General features: G+C 72.9%; 20 protein-coding genes. 7 read left to right on the top strand and 13 right to left on the bottom strand.

What is annotated here, in order from left to right; translation table 11 throughout:
- Positions 1-47: 47 nt before the first annotated feature.
- From ACFY1T_RS02495 to ACFY1T_RS02505, 3 genes are all read right to left on the bottom strand, one after another.
- Entirely contained in the window at positions 48-824 is a 777-nt protein-coding gene (locus ACFY1T_RS02495; RefSeq protein WP_030865348.1) for a hypothetical protein, read from the bottom strand.
- A 153-nt stretch (positions 825-977) separates the two neighbouring features.
- Positions 978-1,256: a hypothetical protein gene (locus tag ACFY1T_RS02500; RefSeq protein ID WP_030865344.1), complete on the bottom strand. Its 279-nt coding sequence runs from the start codon at positions 1,254-1,256 to the stop codon at positions 978-980.
- Positions 1,257-1,396: 140 nt separating this feature from the next.
- Positions 1,397-2,545 carry an adenosine deaminase gene (locus tag ACFY1T_RS02505; protein ID WP_030865341.1) on the bottom strand — a complete coding sequence of 383 codons (1,149 nt, stop codon included), beginning with the start codon at positions 2,543-2,545 and terminating at the stop codon, positions 1,397-1,399.
- 113 nt (positions 2,546-2,658) lie between these two features.
- Here ACFY1T_RS02505 and ACFY1T_RS02510 point away from each other — a divergent pair, with 113 nt between their 5' ends.
- Positions 2,659-3,390 (top strand): alpha/beta hydrolase, encoded by a 732-nt coding sequence (locus tag ACFY1T_RS02510; RefSeq protein ID WP_390786647.1) that lies wholly within the window; start codon positions 2,659-2,661, stop codon positions 3,388-3,390.
- 90 nt (positions 3,391-3,480) lie between these two features.
- The gene (locus tag ACFY1T_RS02515) at positions 3,481-3,849 is read left to right on the top strand and encodes a cupin domain-containing protein (RefSeq protein WP_390786648.1); all 369 of its coding nucleotides are present in this window, start codon (positions 3,481-3,483) and stop codon (positions 3,847-3,849) included.
- 40 nt (positions 3,850-3,889) lie between these two features.
- On the opposite strand, the gene ACFY1T_RS02520 is transcribed toward ACFY1T_RS02515, so the two are convergent.
- Together ACFY1T_RS02520 and ACFY1T_RS02525 are read right to left on the bottom strand one after the other, a co-directional pair.
- Positions 3,890-5,347 (bottom strand): CehA/McbA family metallohydrolase, encoded by a 1,458-nt coding sequence (locus ACFY1T_RS02520; protein WP_390786649.1) that lies wholly within the window; start codon positions 5,345-5,347, stop codon positions 3,890-3,892.
- The gene (locus tag ACFY1T_RS02525) at positions 5,328-6,578 is read right to left on the bottom strand and encodes an ATP-grasp domain-containing protein (protein WP_390786650.1); all 1,251 of its coding nucleotides are present in this window, start codon (positions 6,576-6,578) and stop codon (positions 5,328-5,330) included. Before ACFY1T_RS02525 ends, ACFY1T_RS02520 begins: the two co-directional genes overlap by 20 nt.
- A gap of 180 nt (positions 6,579-6,758) precedes the next feature.
- On the opposite strand from ACFY1T_RS02525, the gene ACFY1T_RS02530 reads away from it, so the two are divergent.
- Positions 6,759-7,832: a helix-turn-helix domain-containing protein gene (locus tag ACFY1T_RS02530; protein WP_390786651.1), complete on the top strand. Its 1,074-nt coding sequence runs from the start codon at positions 6,759-6,761 to the stop codon at positions 7,830-7,832.
- Here the strand turns inward: ACFY1T_RS02530 and ACFY1T_RS02535 are convergent.
- Together ACFY1T_RS02535 and ACFY1T_RS02540 are read right to left on the bottom strand one after the other, a co-directional pair.
- Positions 7,742-8,881: a hypothetical protein gene (locus ACFY1T_RS02535; RefSeq protein ID WP_390786951.1), complete on the bottom strand. Its 1,140-nt coding sequence runs from the start codon at positions 8,879-8,881 to the stop codon at positions 7,742-7,744. The two genes, ACFY1T_RS02530 and ACFY1T_RS02535, sit on opposite strands and share 91 nt — an antisense overlap.
- A 92-nt stretch (positions 8,882-8,973) precedes the next feature.
- The gene (locus ACFY1T_RS02540) at positions 8,974-9,936 is read right to left on the bottom strand and encodes a LysR family transcriptional regulator (RefSeq protein WP_390786952.1); all 963 of its coding nucleotides are present in this window, start codon (positions 9,934-9,936) and stop codon (positions 8,974-8,976) included.
- A 63-nt stretch (positions 9,937-9,999) separates the two neighbouring features.
- Between ACFY1T_RS02540 and ACFY1T_RS02545 the strand changes: the two genes are divergently transcribed.
- The 3 genes from ACFY1T_RS02545 (at position 10,000) to ACFY1T_RS02555 (ending at position 13,253) form a co-directional block, all read left to right on the top strand.
- On the top strand, positions 10,000-11,283 hold the full coding sequence (locus tag ACFY1T_RS02545; protein ID WP_229336804.1) for an MFS transporter: 1,284 nt from the start codon (positions 10,000-10,002) through the stop codon (positions 11,281-11,283).
- 164 nt (positions 11,284-11,447) lie between these two features.
- Positions 11,448-12,173 carry a L,D-transpeptidase family protein gene (locus ACFY1T_RS02550; protein ID WP_390786953.1) on the top strand — a complete coding sequence of 242 codons (726 nt, stop codon included), beginning with the start codon at positions 11,448-11,450 and terminating at the stop codon, positions 12,171-12,173.
- Positions 12,174-12,248: 75 nt separating this feature from the next.
- Positions 12,249-13,253, top strand: coding sequence for a sigma-70 family RNA polymerase sigma factor (locus ACFY1T_RS02555; protein WP_390786652.1), 1,005 nt, complete (start codon positions 12,249-12,251; stop codon positions 13,251-13,253).
- On the opposite strand, the gene ACFY1T_RS02560 is transcribed toward ACFY1T_RS02555, so the two are convergent.
- Positions 13,149-13,484, bottom strand: coding sequence for an STAS domain-containing protein (locus tag ACFY1T_RS02560; RefSeq protein ID WP_051805545.1), 336 nt, complete (start codon positions 13,482-13,484; stop codon positions 13,149-13,151). The genes ACFY1T_RS02555 and ACFY1T_RS02560 overlap by 105 nt on opposite strands.
- Before the next feature lie 57 nt (positions 13,485-13,541).
- On the opposite strand from ACFY1T_RS02560, the gene ACFY1T_RS02565 reads away from it, so the two are divergent.
- Positions 13,542-14,117 carry a ferredoxin gene (locus ACFY1T_RS02565; RefSeq protein ID WP_390786653.1) on the top strand — a complete coding sequence of 192 codons (576 nt, stop codon included), beginning with the start codon at positions 13,542-13,544 and terminating at the stop codon, positions 14,115-14,117.
- 60 nt (positions 14,118-14,177) lie between these two features.
- Here ACFY1T_RS02565 and ACFY1T_RS02570 read toward each other — a convergent pair whose 3' ends face one another.
- From ACFY1T_RS02570 to ACFY1T_RS02590, 5 genes are all read right to left on the bottom strand, one after another.
- The gene (locus tag ACFY1T_RS02570; RefSeq protein ID WP_030865301.1) at positions 14,178-15,455 is read right to left on the bottom strand and encodes a thymidine phosphorylase; all 1,278 of its coding nucleotides are present in this window, start codon (positions 15,453-15,455) and stop codon (positions 14,178-14,180) included.
- 102 nt (positions 15,456-15,557) lie between these two features.
- Entirely contained in the window at positions 15,558-15,956 is a 399-nt protein-coding gene (locus ACFY1T_RS02575; protein ID WP_390786654.1) for a cytidine deaminase, read from the bottom strand.
- Positions 15,953-17,218, bottom strand: coding sequence for an ABC transporter permease (locus ACFY1T_RS02580; protein WP_390786655.1), 1,266 nt, complete (start codon positions 17,216-17,218; stop codon positions 15,953-15,955). The genes ACFY1T_RS02575 and ACFY1T_RS02580 overlap by 4 nt, the downstream gene beginning before the upstream one ends.
- Positions 17,215-18,330, bottom strand: a complete 1,116-nt coding sequence (locus ACFY1T_RS02585; RefSeq protein ID WP_384710138.1) for an ABC transporter permease — start codon at positions 18,328-18,330, stop codon at positions 17,215-17,217. Before ACFY1T_RS02585 ends, ACFY1T_RS02580 begins: the two co-directional genes overlap by 4 nt.
- Complete coding sequence (locus tag ACFY1T_RS02590; RefSeq protein ID WP_390786954.1) at positions 18,327-19,889, bottom strand: ABC transporter ATP-binding protein; 1,563 nt, start codon at positions 19,887-19,889, stop codon at positions 18,327-18,329. Before ACFY1T_RS02590 ends, ACFY1T_RS02585 begins: the two co-directional genes overlap by 4 nt.
- Positions 19,890-20,147 lie beyond the last annotated feature (258 nt).

Consider the following 20,147-nt stretch of genomic DNA (forward strand, 5'->3'; position numbering starts at 1 on the left):
CGCCGGGTCGGGACGGGCCGCCGGGCCGGGCCGTGAAGCCGGCGCCGTCAGCTCGCGCCGCGGACCTTCTCCAGCTGCTTGTCGGCCACCTCTTGCGGGACCAGCGCCTTCTGCTGGGCCCCTGCGACGTTGAGTGCCATCAGCCGGACGACGGTGGCGCCCTGGCGGACGACGACCACGTGCACCTGGGCCGAGACGCCCTGGGCGGCCGCGGTGGTGGTCCAGCTGACGGTCTCGTCGCCGGCCGTCTTGTACTCGCTCGCCCGCACGTCGCGGTAGCTGCCGCTCTGCTTGTCGACGGTGGCGGAGAAGCCCGTGCCGCAGGCGCCGACGGCGCTCTTGAGACGGGCGATGAGCGCCTTGGCGTCGCTCTCGGCGTAGGAGCTGACGGAGGCGGAGACGGCGAGTCCGACCTGCTTCTGGGAGCCGATGCCGCGGTTGACGGTCTCGCGGGCAGCCGGGTCCGGCTTGTCGCCCATGATGTCGGCCAGGGGCTGGCAGGCCTTGCGGTCGGCCTGCGGCTGACCGTCGGGGGCGTTCGGGTTCTTGCCCTGTGCGGAGACCTGGTAGCCGGGCAGATCGCCCTGTTCGAGCGCGGAGCGCTCCAGCTTGCTCGCCCCGGCCTTGGGCGCGGCGGCGCCACTCGGGGCGGAGCCCGGGGACGCGGAGGCGGAGCCCGCGGGGGCGGAGCCCTTGGGGTCGGGCGTCTTGCCCGCCGCGGGGGCGGCTTCCTTGTTGCTGCTGCATCCCACGGCCCCCAGGAGGAGGGCGGGGAGCAGGGCGGCGGTGGCCGCTCCGACCGTGACTCGTGCCTTCAAGCGCATGACCGATGACCTCATACCCAGTGCGTCGGCGGGCAGTTGGTGGTGATCGTGGCACACGCCACGACGTGGCACACACCCGATCGAACCGGCGTGCGCCACGTGCGTGCGCGTACGAAAATCCGCGGACGGATCCGCGGACCGATCAGGCGGGGATCAGCTTCCGCCGAGGGCGCCGATGGGCAGGCCGCCGAGGGTCGGGCCGACCGCGTCGGTGAGCTGGTTGAGGGGGGCGGCGGGGTCGCTCTGCTGCTGACCACCCTCGGGGCTCACCTGCTGCTGGCTCGTGAGTCCCTGAGCGGCGCCGGTCACGGTGCCCAGCGCGTCGGAGAGCCCGATGGCCGGTACGGCGGCCGAGGCGGAGCCCGCGGCGGCGGCGACGAAGGCGGCGCCGAGGGCGGCGGCACCGAGGGTCTTGGCAGCTGACTTCTTCATGAAGATTTAGTCCTTGCGACGGGGAATTGAGCGGCTCCGCAAACTAGTCACTTCAAACCCCCGCCCGCAAACATACGTAAATACGAGAAAGCGCCCGGGAATTGATCCTCCCGGGCGCTTTCCGTCTGTTACGCCATGGCCTAGGCCAGGACAGAACCGCTGGTCGAAGCGGTCTGCTGGAACAGCCATTCCGACTTCAGCTCCGCATAACCGGGCTTGATGACCTCATTGATCATGGCCAGTCGTTCATCGAAAGGAATGAACGCGGACTTCATCGCATTGACGGTGAACCACTGCATGTCGTCGAGCGTGTAGCCGAAGGTGTCGACCAGGTGCTCGAACTCGCGGCTCATGCTGGTGCCGCTCATCAGGCGGTTGTCGGTGTTGACCGTCAGCCTGAAGTGCAGCTTTCGCAGCAGGCCGATCGGGTGCTCGGCGTACGAGGCGGCCGCGGCGGTCTGCAGGTTCGAGGTGGGGCACATCTCCAGGGGGATGCGCTTGTCCCGGACGTACGAGGCCAGCCGGCCCAGCTTCACCGAGCCGTCGGCGGCGACCTCGATGTCGTCGATGATCTTCACGCCGTGACCGAGGCGGTCGGCGCCGCACCACTGCAGGGCCTGCCAGATCGACGGCAGGCCGAAGGCCTCGCCCGCGTGGATGGTGAAGTGGTTGTTCTCGCGCTTGAGGTACTCGAACGCGTCCAGGTGGCGGGTGGGAGGGAACCCGGCCTCGGCGCCGGCGATGTCGAAGCCGACCACGCCGTTGTCGCGGTAGCGGTTGGCCAGCTCGGCGATCTCCAGCGCGCGGGCGGCGTGGCGCATCGCGGTGAGCAGGGCGCCGACGCGGATGCGGTGGCCGTTGGCCTTCGCGCGGCGCTCGCCCTCGCGGAAACCGTCGTTGACGGCTTCGACGACCTCTTCGAGGGTCAGGCCGGCTTCCAGGTGCTGCTCGGGCGCGTAGCGGATCTCGGCGTACACGACGCCGTCCTCGGCCAGGTCCTCGGCGCACTCGGCGGCGACGCGGAACAGGGCCGCCTTCGTCTGCATGACGGCGCACGTGTGCGCGAACGTCTCCAGGTAGCGCGGCAGGGAGCCGGAGTCGGCGGCTTCGCGGAACCAGATGCCGAGCTTGTCGGCATCGGTCTCGGGAAGGTTCTCGTAGCCGGCCTCCTGGGCCAGCTCGATGATGGTCCCGGGGCGCAGGCCACCGTCGAGGTGGTCGTGGAGCAGCACCTTCGGGGAGCGGCGGATCTGATCCGGGGTCGGCAGGTTGAGGGTCTCGCTCGTCATCCGGGCACTCTACTCCTACGCGCGTAGAGCAACGCGTCGGCGACAGGGGTCGATACGTAACAGAGACCGTACGGACGGGTCGCGTACACCTGTCAGTCTGAGACTGTTCCGCCATGGCACAGCATGCGCCGCCGGCGCGCGGGGCCCGCCTGGGGCGGGCGGCCGGCGCGAACGGGTCGGTCTCAGAAGGCAACACGGTCAACGGAGTCGTCCTCTTACTCCCCGGCACCTCCAGATTCTCCACCGGTCCGGTGCGTCCGCTCGCGCGGGCGCTGGTCCGGGCGGGCGGGCCGGACGGGCTGGTCACGCACACCGTGCTGCACGGCAGGGGGGCCTGCCGGGAGGACGACGCCCGGTGGGCGGCGGACGAGGCGGTGCGCAGGTACGGGGACGTGCCGGTCTGCCTCGCCGGGTACGACGCGGGCGGCCGGGCGGCGCTGCGGGCGGCGGGCCACGAAGCCGTCAACGCGGTGCTGGCGCTCGCCCCTTCTTTGGGTGAGGTGGTCTCGCCGGACTCCCCGGAACCGGTGAAACAGCTGTCGGGCCGCCAGGTGCTGATCGTGCACGGGACGAACGACGCGCACAGCGACCCCGAAGCATCGTTTCGGTTGGCGGCGCAGGCGAAGAAGGCGAACCGTTCCACCTGCCGGTTCGAGGTGCACTCGGACGGCCACCGGCTGCGCGAGCACCGGGCCGAAGTCGTGGCGCTGTCCGTGGACTTCGTCCTGGGGGCGATGTTCTCCGGGCGGTTCTCACGCCCGGTGACGGACGCCCTGGCGGCGCCGCCGCCGCTGGGGCTGCGGATGCCGCTCGCGACGGGCTTCGGGTGTTCGCTGCGGGGCTGAGCGGGCGGGAGCGCAGGACGGGCCGGCGGGCCGGCCGGGCGTAGAGTGAGGAGTGGACTCGGGGCACATGTCTGCGGGAGGCGATGCGGTATGGCCGCGATCGTGCGCAAGAGCTTCGACCGGGCCGACGAGACCCGCCCCTTCGCGGACGGCATGGGCAGGCTCGACCTCATCCGGACCGACGGCGGCGCCGTGGGCCGCGCGGTCTTCGAGCCGGGCTGGCGCTGGTCGGAGCACGTCAAGCCGCTGGCGGGCACGGACAGCTGCCAGGCCGCGCACACGGGCTACATGGTGAGCGGCCGGATGAAGGTCGTCATGGACGACGGGACCGGCGAGGAGTACGGGCCCGGCGACTTCATGCAGATCGACCCCGGGCACGACGCCTGGGTCGTCGGCGACGAGCCGTGCGTGGCGGTCGACTGGACCGGCTTCGCCCAGTACGCGAAGCCGGCCTCCTGACCCCCGCCGTTCCCAACCCGCCGCTCCCACCGCGCCCGCCTCACCCCGCGGGCAGCCACACCGGGTTCGTGAACGCCGCCAGGGCGCCCGGCAGCGGCGGGAGGGCTGCGGGGTGGCGGACCTCGGCCCGTACGTAGGCCGAGCGGGCCGGTGTGGTGCGCCATTCCAGCGCGGCGTCCGACGAGGCCACGGCCAGGCCCTGGTCGGTGACCAGCCGCAGTTCGCAGCCCGGGGCGCCCGTGACCGCGAGCCGTACGGTCACGTCCGCGTCCGGGGCCGCCCGCAGGCACTCCCCGATCCCGGCGTGCTCCCCGCGCGGGCCCACCGCCTCGAAGGCGACCGAGACCTGCGCGGACTCGGCCCCGTAGGCACGCCCGGCCCTCATCCCCGCGAGGACCGCCTCCCGGGTCAGGTCCTCGGCGAGGACCACGGTCTGCGGGCCGCCGACGCGGTCCGGATCGCGGTGGTGGTCGCTGTTGGCCACGGCCGGCAGCCACCGCTCGCCGTCGGCTCCGCGCAGGGTGGCGTCCCAGGAGGCCAGGGAGACCTCGTCGTCCGGGGTCCAGGGGCCGTTCCACACCTCCACGGCGTCGGCGTCCGCGAAGCCGAACTTCCAGGCGCAGCCGATGCAGGTGGCGTGCGGGTGGGCCGGTACGACCAGGCCGCCGGCGCCCCGGATCGTACGGGCGAACCGGCCGAAGCGGTTGTCGCGGGCCCGGTAGCGCCAGTCGACGAAGGTGCCGGGGTCGGTGCCGACGGCCAGGACGTGGCCGGTGCGGGTGGTGATCTCCTCGCCGGTCATGATCAGCAGGTCCGGTGCGAGCGCGTCGGCCCAGGCGGCGTGCGCGCTGTGGGTGTTGTGCTCAGAGGAGTTGATGAAGTCCAGGCCGGCCGCGCGGGCCAGGGCCGCGATCTCGGCCGGGGTGCGCCGCCCGTCGGAGTGCACCGAGTGGATGTGGCAGTCACCGCGGTACCAGGCCCGGCCGCGGCCCCGGGCCCGCCCGGGCGGGTAGACCGGGCGGGGCGTGCGGCCCGGCTCGCCGAAGGCGAAGCGCGCGGTGATCTCGTACGGGAGCCCCTGCGGGGCGACGGTGTAGGGGCCGAGCAGGACGTGCCAGCGGCCGGCGCCGATCGGGCCGGGCAGGTAGCCGGGGGTGGCGTCGTCGGCGCGGAGGAAGAACTCGCCGCGGGCGCCGCCGGACCAGCCGCGGAAGCCGCGGCCGCCGAGGGCCGTGCCGCGCTCGTCGAAGATCCCGATGTCGAGGGCGTTCCCGGGGGTGCCGGGCGGTACCGGCGGCTTGCCGTAGGTGTACGCCACTCTCAACTCGCGCACGCCGCGCGGTACGTCGAGGGGTACCTCCACGAAGTCCGGGGCGCCGGGGGGAATCGTGCCGGTCAGGATCCGGGTGTCCGCCGAGGGCGCGGACAGGTGCGGGGTGGTGACCGCGGCGGCGCCGGACACCCCGGTCGCCAGAGCTTCACGCCTCGTGAGGGCCATGCCTCCAGGGTGGCGGCGGTACGTGAATCCCGCGTGAATCGGGGGTGAGGGGCCCCGGTCGGCCGCCGAGCAGGGCCGCGGCCCGGTCCAGTACGCGGGCCAGGGAGCCCGCCGTCGCGGCGGTGGCGAGGATGTGGGCGTGGTGGAGCGAGCCGGTCGGCGCCCCGCGCACCGTGGCCCCCTGAGGCACCTCCAGCCCCACCCGGAACACGCCCGGCACGGCGCGGGCGGCGGCCGCCCCGGAGCCGGCCCGCTCGGCGCGGGTGCCGGGCGGGAAGTCGACGTACCGCAGCCCGGCGTGCGCGGCGCGCGGGTGGCGCACCGGCTCGGGCAGCCCGAGCCCGGCGGCGAGGCCGAGGGAGAGCACGTCGGTGCCGTGGGCGAGCCTGAGCAGCTGGACGAGCTCCTCGGCGCCGGGGTGGGCGTGGGCCTCGATGAGGCGGGGGCCGTGCGGAGTGAGGACGAGCTCGGTGTGGGAGGGGCCGTCGCGGTGTCCGGCGAGGTCGAGGACCCCGCGCACGAGGGCCCGTACGGACGCGGCCGTGTCGGCGGGGAGCGCGACGGGCAGCTCGTGCCCGGTGGCGGTGGTGGCGGCCGGCCCCGGCCCGGGGATCCGGCGCGTCCAGCCGAGGACGCGGTGGCGGCCCCCGCGGGAGAGGGCCTCGACGGCGAGCTCGGGGCCCTCCAGGTACTCCTCGACGAGGAGGTCGGTGACCTCGGGGTAGTCGTGGACGGCGGCCTGCGCCTCGGCCGGTCCGGCCACCAGCCGCACCCCCTCGCCGAGGAAGCCCGACCGGGGCTTGACCACGCAGGGGAAGCCGATGAGGGCGGCGAGGAAGGGGATCAGCGAGGCGCGGCCGCAGCGGACGAAGGAGACGGGCCTGGCTGCGTGTAACGCGTTGGATCGGGCCCGCAGGACGGCCTTGTCCATGAGGGCGGCGACGGCGGTGGCCGGGGTGCCGGGCAGGCCGAGTTCCTCGTTGGCACGGGCGGCGGCCAGCGCCGCGGCGGGGTCGAAGCCGAAGACGCGGGCCCGCCCGCGGCGGACGTCGTCCAGCCGGCCGACGGCGCCGACCAGCCGGCCGTGGTCGCGCCAGTCCGCCGGCACCCGCCGCTCCGCCCCCTCACGGTCGGAGGGCGCCGGCGGACCCGGCGCGACCACCACGGTGCGCACGCCCGCCCGTCGGGCGGCGGCCACCACGGCGGGGCGCGGGCTCAGCAGGACCGCCATGGGCCCCCGCCCGGTCCGCCTTGCCCGCTCCCGCTCCCCCGTCACCGCGTTCCCCCTTCACCCGGTGTCACCACTGTGCCGGTTCGGCATATGCCCTCGTCGCCCGATCGGGCGTCGTCTTGCCGCCTTGCGGGAACACGAGGGGTTTATAAACATCCACAAGCCGGGACGAATATGCATATGCCAGCCGACGAAGCCGACCCGCCGTCCGGAGGCGACCTGAGCCGCGCCGCCCGGCGGCTGTACGCGTACGCCGTGGAGCGGCACTCGTTCGCCGAGGCGGAGGCGACCGGGGACCTCGGGGCGCGGGCGGCCGCGGCGATCACCGAGCTGGCGGCCGCGCATCTGCTGCAGCGGGCCCCCGGCGGCGGCGCGGACCGGTGGAGCGCGGTCGCGCCGCGGGCGGCGGCGGCCCGGGCGCTGGCCCCGCTGGCCCTGCTCGTACGGGAGACCCACGACGAGATGGACCGGCTGCGCGGGCGGCTGGAGGCGCTGGTCCCGGCGTACGAGGCGGGGGCGGCGCACCTCGAACGGAACGGCTCGGGGCCGGACGGGCTGGAGCTGGTCACCGACCTGGGGGCGGTGCGCGGGCTGATCGCGGAGCTGGTCGCGGGGTGCCGGCGGGAGCTGCTGACCTCGCAGCCGGGCGGGGGCCGGGCGGTGGAGACGCTGGAGGAGGCGATCGGGCGGGACGAGTCGCTGCTGGCGCGCGGGGTGCGGATGCGCACGATCTACCAGCACACGGCGCGCTACTCGCGGCCCACGGCGGCGTACGTGGAGCGGGTGACGGCGCTGGGCGCGCAGGTGCGGACGCTGGGCGACGGGCTGATGCGGATGCTGGTCTTCGACGGGCGGACGGGACTGATGTCGGTGCCGGACCGCGCCGGGGCGGCGCTGGTCGTGCGGGAGCCGGCGGTGGTGCACTTCATGGCGGCGGCGTTCGAGCGGTCGTGGGTGGCGGCGGAGCCGTTCCCGACGACGGTCGGTCCGGAGGCGGCGCGCTCGCTCTCGGACGAGCTGCGGCAGATGATCGTGCGGCTGCTCGCGGAGGGCTTGGAGGACAAGGTGATCGCCCGTCGGCTCGGCATGTCGGAGCGCACCTGCCAGCGCCACATCGCGGAGATCATGCGGGCGGCGGGCGCCAAGTCCCGCTTCCAGGCAGGCTACTTGCTCGCCCCGACGGCGGCTCCCGCTCCCGATCCGGCCGGTGCGGCCGGTGCGGCCGGTGCCGGCGATCCGGGCGGGGCGGGCTGAGCGGACTGAGCGGCCGCGGCCGGGTGGGGCCGTGCGGCGGTCAGCCGGGCGAGGGTGTCCGCGAAGGCGCGGCGGTGGACCTCCAGGCGCCACTTCGGCCGGGGCCGCACGGGGTAGTCGTCGCGCAGGACTCCCGCCGGCAGGGTGCCGGTCACCGGTGTCGGCGAGGTCTCTCCGGGCTGGGCGAGGTACGCCCAGACCCCGGTGTCCAGCGGTACGACGGCCGGCGCGCCGGACGGGGGCCGCCACGGTTCCCCGCTCAGCGGGTGGCGCGGGACGAGGAGGACGTCGGGGGCGGGCCGGGGTGCGGGGATCCCCGGCCCGGCGAGGCCCAGGGTCAGGGGCGGGAGTCCGGCGGCGGCGCCGGCTCCGGCTCCGGCTCCGGCGGGGACCTCGGCCGGGAGGACCGAGGCGACGGCTCCGGCCAGCAACTCCGCGACGGGACCGGCGGGGAGGACCACGGGCCGGCGCTCGCAGGCCACCACCAGATGGGCCAGCGCCACCCCGACCGCCGCCTCCCAGCGGGGGCTCCACCACCCGTCCTCTTCGAGGGGCGGGACGCGCCGCAGGTCGCGCGCCAGGTCGTCCCAGTCGGGCGGCGCGGCGGCGGGCGGGCCTGAGGTCAGGCGGTGCACCGCGTCGGGCTCCAGCCACACCGCCTGCCAGGACCCGCAGTCGTCGATCCGGGTGGCCACGGCGCGCCCGCAGCCCTCGCAGGCCAGGTTGGGGCCTTCGCGGCCGTCCACGCCGCAGCAGTAGCCCGCGTACTTCTCGGGGATCAGGGCCATGCCCCGGGAGTCGCCCGGTGCGATGACGATCCGGTCGCGCGCCGCGAAGGGGACCGGGTGCGCCGGCCCGCCGGCGGCGGCCTCCGCCCCGTCCGGCAACCGCCAGGGCGCTCCGGAGGGTTCGGGGTCCACGGCGTACGTCGCCGCTTCCATGAGCGGGGGATGCAGCTTCTCCCGTGCCCCGTAACGGGTGTGGACGGGAAGGGCGACCCGGGAGACCGGCGCCGTCAGCTCCGCACCGCACCCGGCGCACACGAACACGTCCAAACAAGCTCTCCCTCGCCACCGGTGTCCGCGCATTGTCGCGGCCCGAGTGGCGGACGGTCCAACGGATTTCGGGGTGCGGGCCCGGCCTACAGCTCCGGGATGAGCCGGCCGCGGCGGGAGAGGAGGAAGCGTTTGAACTCGGCCACCGGGCGGGTGTCGGGGTGGCCGTCCAGCCAGGCCACGCCGATCTCGCGGACCGCACGGGGAGCCGTCACCGTCAGCTCGACCACGCCGGGGCGGGCCACGGCCGGGGGCGGCAGCAGGGCCACGCCCAGCCCCGCCGCGACCAGGCCGCGCAGGGTCTCGGCCTCCTCGCCCTCGAAGGCCACCCGCGGGGTGAACCCGGCCTCCGCGCACAGGTCGTCGGTGATGCGCCGCAGGCCGTACCCGGCCTCCAGGGTGACGAAGGTTTCGTCGGCGGCCTCGGCGAGGCGGATGCGCTTGCGGCCGGCCAGCCGGTGGTCGTCGGGGACGACGAGGCGCAGCCGCTGCTCGTCGAGGCGGCGGGCGACCAGGTCGGGGGCGTCCGGGACCGGTGAGGTCAGGCAGAGGTCGAGCTCGCCGGCCCGCAGCTTCTCCAGCATGGCCTCGCCGTAGTTCTGCACCAGGGAGAAGCGCACGCGCGGGTGGTCGACGCGGAAGGCGCGGATCAGCCCGGGCACGGTCTCGGAGCCGAGGGTGTGCAGGAAGCCGAACGCCACCTTGCCGAGGGCCGGATCGGCGTCCAGCTGCACCGACTCGGCGGCGCGGGCGATCTCGGCGAGGGCCCGCTCGGCCGAGGAGAGGAAGGTCCGGCCGGCGGTGGTGAGGGCGACGGTGCGGCCCTTGCGGGCGAACAGCGTGACGCCGAGGTCCTGTTCGAGCCGGACCATGGCGCGGGAGAGGGTGGACTGCGGGACGCCCAGCTCGTGCGCGGCCCGGGTGACGTGCTCGTGGCGGGCGACGGCGGCGAAATACGCCAGGCGCGGAGCCAGCAAACCTGTCACTGCCATGTCTTCTTCGTAACGGTTCATTGACAGGCACCCTTCTGAGCTGCGGTCATGCACCAGTGGATCGATTATCGCGATTCTGTGCATTGGACGCATGAAACGGGGCGGGTCTACGGTCTTTGCATGCCTCCCGTTCATACCGGGGCACCTGTCACCACGGGTGCCTCCACCCCGTCGTCTCCTGCCGCACCGGAAGCCCACGCCCCCGGCCGCCCCGGCTACCGCCGGATGAGCCTCGCGCTCTTCGCCGCCGGACTCGCGACGTTCGCCCTCCTCTACTCCACCCAGGCGCTGCTGCCCGCGATCTCCGACGGGTTCGGGGTGACCGCGGGTCAGGCCAGCTGGACCGTGTCCGCGGCCACCGGCGCCCTCGCCCTGTTCGTCCTGCCGCTCAGCGCGCTCTCCGAGCGCTTCGGCCGGACCCGGATGATGACGGTCTCCATGCTGGTCGCCGTCGGCGTCGGCCTGCTCGTGCCCTTCGCGCCGAACCTGGAGTGGCTGGTGGTGCTGCGCGCCGTCCAGGGCGCGGCGATCGCGGGCATCCCGGCCTCCGCGATGGCGTACCTGGCGGAGGAGGTCAAGCCGAAGGCGCTGGTGGGCGCGATCGGCCTGTTCGTGGCGGGCAACTCCATCGGCGGCATGAGCGGCCGGCTCGTCACCGGCTGGGCGGCCCAGGCGTGGGGCTGGCGGGGCGGTCTGCTGGCCGTCGGCGTCATGGCGCTGGCTTGCGCGGCGGCCTTCCTCGTCCTGCTCCCCCGGGCCCGGTTCTTCCGCCCGGCGTCGCTGAACCCGCGCGCGGTGGGCCGTACGGTCGCCGGGCACCTGCGGGATCCGCTGCTGCTGCGCCTGTACGGGATCGGCGCGCTGTTCATGACCGTCTTCGGGGCCGTGTACACCGTCATCGGCTACCGGCTGGTCGACGAGCCGTTCTCCCTCGGGCAGGGCGTGATCGGGTCGATCTTCCTGATCTACCTGGTCGGTACGGTCTCCTCGGCGGCGGCCGGGCAGCTGGTGGCGCGGGCGGGGCGGCGCGGGGCGCTGTACCTGGCGGTGACCACGACCGCGCTGGGCCTGCTGCTGTCGCTGGCGGACTCGCTGGCCGCGATCCTGGTCGGGCTGGTGCTGATCACCGCGGGGTTCTTCGCGGGCCACGCGGTGGCGTCCGCCGCGGTGAGCCGGACGGCGACGTCGGGGCGCGCCCAGGCCTCGGCGCTGTACCAGTCGGCGTACTACCTGGGCTCCAGCGCGGGCGGCACGCTCGGGGCGCTCGCCTACCACTCGGCGGGCTGGGCGGCGACGGTGGGCATCGCGCTGCTGGCCGTGCTCGGCGTCGTGTCGATCACCCTGTACGGCTCGCACGCGGCGCGCGCCGAGCGGCGCCACGGTTCGCTGGCCGCCGCACGCTGATACGACCGCCCGGGGACCGGTGCGTACGGCATCGGTACGAGCGGAATTACGGAGCCCGGAGGCGCAAGCCGCCCCGGGCTCCGGCGCGTTGCCCCTCCCCGCCGGGAAGGAGTGGGGGTGGGAGGGAGTACGACGTGACATTGATGCGGATGCGTACGGGGTGGATGCGTACGGGACGGGTTCGTCCGGGACCACGGCGTGCCGGGAGGCGTGCGGCGGCGGTGTTCTGCGGGGCGCTGGTGCTCGCGGTCCCGCTGGCGGCCGGCGGGGGCGGGACGGCGCGGGCCGCCGGCTCCTGCAACGCGACCACGGGGCCGTACCAGCGGCAGGTCGAGCAGTTCCTGGGGCGGCCGGTCGACGGGTGGCAGTCCGCGGCCGACTGCCAGGCGGTCAAGGCCTTCCAGGCGCAGCACGGGATCACCCCGACCGCGGGGTACGCCGGGCCGCTGACCTGGCAGACCATGAGCACCATGCTGGCGCAGCGGGCGGCGGGCACGACCCCGAACAAGGACGGGCAGTGCCCGGTGAACCTGGGCCGGATCGCCTGCGTCGACCTGACCCGCCAGCTCAGCTGGGTCCAGGACGGGGCCACCCTCAGGTACGGGCCGGTCCCGGTGCGCACCGGGAAGGACGGCACCGAGACCAGGACCGGGCTGAAGCGGATCTACTACCGCAGCATCGACCACTGGTCGACGATCTACGACGTGTCGATGCCGTACGCGCAGTTCTTCGACGGCGGGATCGCCTTCCACTCGGTGGAGAAGAGCATGTGGAACCCGCCGGGGTCGGGCGGCTGCGTGAACATGCGGTCCGCGGACGCCAAGGCGTACTGGAACCTGCTGGCCAAGGGCGACGACGTGTACGTCTACGGCCGCAAGCCGGGTACGTAGCGGGCTCCGTGCGGCTGCCGTTGTCAGACCCCTCGGGTAGCTTCGAGATATCGGACCGACTGGGGGAAGACAGCCATGACTGACGTCGCCACGGACATCGAATCCGACCTGGACGCGGCGATGGACCGCTACCGGGTCGAGCTCACCGGCTACTGCTACCGCATGCTCGGATCCTCCTTCGACGCCGAGGACGCGGTGCAGGACACGTACGTCCGCGCCTGGCGCAGCTTCGGGAAGTTCGAGGGCAGATCCTCGCTGCGCTCGTGGCTGTACCGGATCGCCACCAACGTCTGCCTGGACCTGCTGAGCGCGGGGAAGAAGCGGGCCCGCCCGATGGACCTCGGCGCCCCGCAGCACCAGGCGTCCGCCGTGCTCAACGAGCGGCCGGAGGTGACGTGGCTGGAGCCGGTGCCGGACGGGCGGGTGCTGCCGCAGACCGCCGATCCGGCGGAGATGGCGCTGGCGAAGGAGTCCGTGCGGCTGGCGTTCGTGGCGGCGCTGCAGCACCTGCCGGCGAAGCAGCGCGCGGTGCTGATCCTGCGAGAGGTGCTGGCGTGGAAGGCGGACGAGGTCGCGACCCTGCTGGACACGACGGTGGCCTCGGTGAACAGCGCACTCCAGCGGGCCCGGGCGACGATGTCGGCGACCCGGATGCGCGAGAGCGAGACGGCGGACCCGCTGGACGCGGAGCAGGCGAAGCTGCTGGAGCAGTACCTCTCCGCCTTCGAGGCGTACGACATCTCGCGGCTGACCACCCTGCTGCACGAGGACGCGGTGCTGTCGATGCCGCCGTTCGACCTGTGGCTCCGGGGCCACGAGGACATCGCCGCCTGGCACCTCAACCAGGGCATCGGCTGCAAGGGCTCCCGCCTGGTCCCGACCACGGCGAACGGCCTGCCGGCCTTCGGGCAGTACCGGCCGCGGGAGGACGGGGCCCCGGGCTGGACTCCGTGGGCGCTGCAGGTCCTGGAGATCTCACAGGGGCGGATCGCCGGGCTCAACGCGTTCCTGGACACCGACCGCTGGTTCCCGCTCTTCGGCCTCCCCGAGCAGCTGGAGGAGTCCGGCGAGGGCCAGTAGGGCCCGCAGCGCGGGCCCGGCCCCGGTCACCCGCAGCGGCCGCCCGCGCGCGGCGAGCCGCAGCCGCGCCAGCGCCTCGACGACGGCGAGGTCCGGGGCGGTGACGGCGGAGGCGTCGCACTCCACGGCCGCGGCCCCGTCCTCGTAGAGCCGGGCCAGGCGTGCGCACAGCGCGGCGGTGTCGCGCGCGGTCGGTCCGGATCCGGGCAGCACGAGTCGGGTGGTCTCCACGAGATGTTGACCTGCGGGCCTCGACCGACTCATCGGTCGCCGCACAGAATGGGCCCGGTGATCACGCCTTACTGGGACCCGGTGCCCACGGCCCGCCGTCTCCTCTCGCTCGACGGCTCGCCCTACGCCGTCTTCGGCACGCCCGTCTTCCAGGGCGGGTGGGCCGACCGGAACTGGCGCAACGTCCCGGGCCCGTTCTACGGGGCCGACACCGACTGCATGCAGTTCGGACGCCACCATGCACCCGACCACGTCGCCTTCGACGACTTCCACGAGTTCGTCTTCCGCCAGCCGGTGAACGAACGGGAGACCGAGGCCCTCGTGACCGCCGCCGGCTGGGAGCTGTACAACAACTACGCCTGGGACGGCGACGACCACTGGACCCCCGAGGGCGTCCGCACGTGGTGGCGGGAGCGCGGGCGGGTGCGGGAGTGGGCGGTGGCCGCGGCCGCGGAGTGGTCCTCCTACGCGGAGAACCCGCAGTACGTCCCGCACTACCACGACGCCGCAGACGGCCACCGGGACTTCGTCGCGTACATCGACGACGGGCTGGAGGCCTACCTGCGCGGCTACCTGTTCTGGCTGGAGCTGCGGCGGGAGCCGGCGCCCGGGGAGGCCATGCCCCGGCTCTGAAGGAAAAACGCCGGCGCGGCTCCGGACGGGGAGCCGCGCCGGCGCGCAGGGGGCCGCGGGTCAGGCGATGCGGTCCAGGACGATCGGCGTGGCGGAGAACGCCGTACCGGCCGGGGCGATGTCGTAGGTGCCCTCCAGGGAGGCCAGGGCGTACTCGAACTTCTCCGGGGTGTCCGTGTGCAGGGTCATCAGCGGCTGGCCGGCCACCACGGTGTCGCCCGGCTTGGCGTGGAGCTCGATGCCCGCGCCCGCCTGCACCGGGTCCTCCTTGCGCGCGCGGCCGGCGCCCAGGCGCCAGGCGCCCACGCCGACGCCGTACGCGTCCAGGCGGGTCAGGACGCCCGAGGACGGGGCGGTGACCACGTGCTGCTCGCGGGCGACCGGGAGGGCCGCGTCCGGGTCGCCGCCCTGGGCCGCGATCATCCGGCGCCACACGTCCATCGCGGAGCCGTCGGCCAGGGCCTTGGCCGGGTCGGCGTCCTTGATGCCCGCCGCGTCCAGCATTTCGCGGGCCAGGGCCAGGGTCAGCTCGACGACGTCGGAGGGGCCGCCGCCGGCCAGGACCTCGACCGACTCGCGGATCTCCAGCGCGTTGCCGGCCGTCAGGCCGAGCGGGGTGGACATGTCGGTGAGCAGGGCGATCGTCTTGACGCCGCTGTCCGTGCCGAGGGCGACCATCGTCGAGGCGAGCTCGCGCGCGTCCTCGATGTTCTTCATGAAGGCGCCGGTTCCGACCTTCACGTCGAGGACGAGCGAGCCCGTGCCCTCGGCGATCTTCTTCGACATGATCGAGGAGGCGATCAGCGGGATGGCCTCGACGGTGCCGGTCACGTCGCGCAGCGCGTACAGCTTCTTGTCGGCGGGGGCGAGGCCGTCGCCCGCCGCGCAGATGACCGCGCCCGTGGTGTCGAGGACGTGCAGCATCTCCTCGTTGGAGAGCAGGGCGCGCCAGCCGGGGATGGACTCCAGCTTGTCCAGGGTGCCGCCGGTGTGGCCGAGGCCGCGGCCCGAGAGCTGCGGTACGGCCGCGCCGCAGGCGGCGACGAGCGGGGCCAGCGGCAGGGTGATCTTGTCGCCGACGCCGCCGGTGGAGTGCTTGTCGGCGGTCGGGCGGGACAGGGAGTCGAAGTTCATCCGCTCGCCCGAGGCGATCATCGCGGCGGTCCAGCGCTTGATCTCGGCGCGGTTCATGCCGTTCAGCAGGATGGCCATCGCCAGCGCCGACATCTGCTCGTCGGCGACGACACCGCGCGTGTACGCGTCGATGACCCAGTCGATCTGCTCGGGGCTCAGCTCACCGCGGTCCCGCTTCGTTCGGATGACGGAGATGACGTCCATGTGGTGCTTCCTTCTACGCGCATAGAGGGGGTGGAGAGAGAAGAGAAGAAGAGGGAACCGCGACGGCCCCTCGCCCGGCGGGGCGAAGGGCCGTCGGCACGGCTATCCCAAGTGGTCCGGCCCGAAGGCCTGCGGCAGCATCTCGGCCAGCGGAAGGACCCCCTTGGGGGTCTCCACGAGCAGTTCCGGTCCGCCGAACTCGAAGAGCAGCTGGCGGCAGCGGCCGCACGGGACGAGGATGTCGCCCTTGCCGTCCACGCAGGTGAAGTGGGTCAGGCGGCCGCCACCGGTGGCCTGCAGGGAGGAGACCAGGCCGCACTCGGCGCACAGGCTGAGCCCGTAGCTGGCGTTCTCCACGTTGCAGCCGACGACGATCCGGCCGTCGTCCACGAGGGCCGCCACCCCGACCGGGAAGTGCGAGTAGGGGGCGTACGCCCGGGACATGGCGTCCCGGGCGGCCTCCCGCAGGGCTTCCCAGTCGGGCTGGATCGCCGTCGTCACTTGCCCTGGCCCTTGCGGTACGGCAGGCCGTCCGCCTTGGGCATCCGCAGCCGCTGCGCGGACAGCGCGAGCACCAGCAGCGTGGTGACGTAGGGGGCGGCGTCGACGAACTGGCTCGGGACGGAGTCGGTCAGCGCGTACCAGAGGAAGAGGCCGGCCGCGCAGGCCGCGGCGATGGCGCCCTGGACGTACTTCTTCTTGTACAGCTGCCATACGAGGACGATCACGAGCAGGATCGCGAGGAGCAGCAGCATCGCGTGGACGTTCTCGGAGCCGCCGCGCAGCCGGAGGCTGTAGGTGAAGCCGAAGAGGCCCGAGCCGAGGGCCATGCCGCCCGGCATCCAGTTGCCGAAGATCATCGCGGCGAGACCGATGTAGCCGCGGCCGCCGGTCTGGCCCTCCTGGTAGATGCCGGTGGAGACGATCGCGAGGAACGCGCCGCCGAGGCCGGCCATGGCACCGGAGACGACCACGGCGATGTACTTGTACTTGTAGACGTTGACGCCGAGGGACTCGGCGGCGACGGGGTTCTCACCGCAGGAGCGCAGGCGCAGACCGAAGGAGGTCCGCCACAGCACCCACCAGGTGGCGGGGACCAGCAGCACCGCCACGATCGTCAGCAGCGACAGGTTGGTGACGAGGCCGCCGAGCACGCCGGCGAGGTCCGAGATCAGGAACCAGTGCTTGCCCTGGAGCGTGGCCAGCCAGTCCGAGACCCCTGGGATCGTGATCTCGGTGATCGGGTCGATGCGCGGGGACTGCTTGGAGGAGCCGCCCGGGGCCTTGTCGAAGGTGAAGTTCGACAGGTACTGGGTGAAGCCGACGGCCAGGATGTTGACCGCCACACCGGAGACGATGTGGTTCACGTTGAACGTGACCGTGATGATCGCGTGCAGCAGGCCGCCGAGGGCGCCGCCGACGATGCCCATCAGGACACCGGTCCACGGACCCCACTGGTAGCCGGCCCAGGCACCGAACCAGGTGCCGAGGATCATCATGCCTTCGAGGCCGATGTTGACCACGCCCGCACGCTCGGCCCACAGGCCGCCGAGGCCCGCGAGGGCGATCGGCACGGCGAGCTGGAGGGCGCCGGAGACCTGGCCGACGGAGGTCAGGTCGTCGGCACCGGAGATGACCCGGGCCAGGGAGATCAGGGCGAGGCCGCCCGCGATCATCAGCAGGATCCAGGGGAGGGTGACCTTGCGGCGGCCTCCGCCCTTCTTGGGTGCGGCGCTCGTCGCGGAAACGGTGCTGGTGCTCACGCCGCGACCTCCTTGTTGTCGGTCTTGAGGGCGTGGCCGGCGGCCAGCTCTTCGCCGACCTTCTGCTGCTGGCGGCGGATGCCGTAGCGGCGGACGAGCTCGTAGCTGACGACGACGGCGATGACGATCAGGCCCTGCATGATCGTGCCGATTTCCTTGGCGTAGCCGTTCTGGTCGAGGCCGGCCGAGGACTTGTCGATGAAGGCGATCAGGAAGGCCGAGAAGAGGATGCCGACCGGGTTGTTGCGGCCGAGCAGCGCGACGGTGATGCCGGTGAAGCCGATGCCCAGCGGGAAGGACAGGTTGTACGTGTGGGATTCGCCGAGCAGCAGCGGCATGCCCGTCAGACCGGCGACCGCGCCCGAGATGAGCATCGCGGTCATGATCATCTTCTTGGGCTCCACACCGGAGGCCTGCGCGGCGGACTCGCTGGCACCGGAGGCGCGCAGGTCGAAGCCGAAGCGGGTGCGGTTCAGCACGAACCAGTAGACGATGCCGAGCGCGAAGGCCACGAAGGTGAAGCCGTAGATGTCGCCGCCGGGCAGCGACAGGGCCGGGAACCAGCCCGAGTCGGGAATGTCACCGGTGGTCAGGTCGTTCGAGCCGGCCGGCTGGACGCCGAGGTTCTTCGGCAGCAGCAGCCATGCGATCACGGAGGTCGCGATGGCGTTGAGCATGATCGTGGAGACGACCTCGCTCACACCGCGGCGGGCCTTCAGGATGCCCGCGATGCCGGCCCAGAAGGCACCGGTCGCCATGGCCACGAGCACGATCAGCAGGATGTGCAGCGGCCCGGGCAGGGCGACCTTCGCACCGACCACGGCCGAGATCATCGCCGCGAGGCGGTACTGGCCGTCGACGCCGATGTTGAAGAGGTTCATCCGGAAGCCGATGGCCACGGCCAGGGCTGCCAGGTAGTAGATGCCGGCCTGGTTGACGATCAGGACCTGGACGTCCTCGTAACCGGCCTGGTCGATCATGATGCGCAGCGGGTCGATCGGGTCCACGCCCGAGGCGGCCAGCACGATCATGGTCAGCACGAAGGCGCTGACCAGTGCGAGCGCGGGTCCGGCCGCCGCGAGCAGCAGCCGGTCCTTGTCGAATTTCTTCATCGGGCCTCGTCCTCCGTCGTGTCACCGTCGGCAGCGGCGGAAGGGTTGTCGGTGGCGTCCAGGTGTCCGCGGGCGGCACCCGTCATGGCGGTGCCGAGTTCCTCGGGCGTGATGGTCGCCGGGTCGGCGTCCGCGACCAGGCGGCCGCGGTAGATGACGCGCAGGGTGTCGGACAGGCCGATCAGCTCGTCCAGGTCGGCGGAGATCAGGAGCACGGCCAGGCCCTCGCGGCGGGCCTCGCGGATCGCGTCCCAGATCTGCGCCTGCGCGCCGACGTCCACGCCGCGGGTGGGGTGGGCGGCGATGAGGAACTTCGGGCTGTGGCTCATCTCGCGGCCGACGATCAGCTTCTGCTGGTTGCCGCCGGAGAGGGAGGCCGCGGTGACCTCGATGCCGGGGGTGCGGACGTCGTACTCGCGCACGATCCGCTCGGTGTCCTTGCGGGCGGCCTTCGGGGCGAGGATGCCGCGCTTGGAGTTGGGCGCCTCGGTGACGTGGCCGAGGATGCGGTTCTCCCAGAGCGGGGAATCCAGCAGCAGCGCGTGGCGGTGGCGGTCCTCGGGGATGTAGCCGATGCCGCCCTCGCGGCGCGCCCGCGTCGGCGTGCTGGAGATGTCCTTGCCGTCCAGGGTGATGACGCCGCCGTCCGGGATGCTCATGCCCATGAGGGCCTCGATGAGCTCCGTCTGGCCGTTGCCCTCGACACCCGCGATGCCGAGGACCTCGCCCTTGTGGATGGTGAAGCCGATGCCGGCGAGCACCTCGCGGACGACGCCGTCGGGGTCGGTGGCGGCCAGCCGCAGGTCCTCGACCTTGAGCATCGCGACGTCCGTGACCGTCGACTCGCGGGTCTCCGGCGTGGGGAGCTCGCTGCCGACCATCAGCTCGGCGAGCTGCTTGGTCGTCGCGGTCTTCGGGTCGGCGGTGCCGACGGTGGTGCCGCGGCGGATGACGGTGATGTCGTCGGCGACCTTCAGCACCTCGCCCAGCTTGTGCGAGATGAAGATGACGGTCAGGCCCTCGGCCTTGAGCTCGCGCAGGTTGTCGAAGAGTGCGTCCACCTCCTGCGGCACGAGCACCGCGGTGGGCTCGTCGAGGATGAGGGTGCGGGCGCCGCGGTAGAGGACCTTGAGGATCTCCACGCGCTGGCGGTCGGCGACGCCGAGGTCCTCGACCAGGGCGTCCGGACGCACGCCCAGGCCGTACGCGTCCGAGATCTCCAGGATCTTCTTGCGGGCCTTGGAGCCGATGCCGTAGAGCTTCTCGCCGCCGAGAACCACGTTCTCCAGGACGGTGAGGTTGTCGGCGAGCATGAAGTGCTGGTGCACCATGCCGATGCCGCGGGCGATGGCATCGCCGGGGCTGGAGAAGGTGACCTGCTCCCCGTCGACGGCGATGGTGCCCTCGTCCGGCTTCTGCATGCCGTAGAGGATCTTCATCAGGGTCGACTTGCCGGCACCGTTCTCACCGATGAGGGCGTGGACCGTGCCCTTGCGGACGCTGATCGCGATGTCCTTGTTGGCGACGACGCCGGGGAAACGCTTGGTAATGCCGTTCAGTTCTACGGCGAGAGGGGGGCTGGACGCGTTGATGACGCACTCTCCTTGGCGCGGAAGGAGCTGGAAATGCCAAGTCGGCAGGGGGGACAGGGCGGGGGAGAGAAGGTATCGCGTCCACGATGCCTCTACGCGCGTAGCACTGTCGAAAGTGAAAACTTGCGGCCAAGTGGCCACAAGATCACAGAACACGGCTCGGGGTCCGGGAGCGATAGAGACCGCTTCCCGGACCCCGGAGACCACTACTGCATGTCAGAGACG

Source organism: Streptomyces sp. NPDC001194, assembly GCF_042896985.1.
GTDB lineage: Bacteria > Actinomycetota > Actinomycetes > Streptomycetales > Streptomycetaceae > Streptomyces.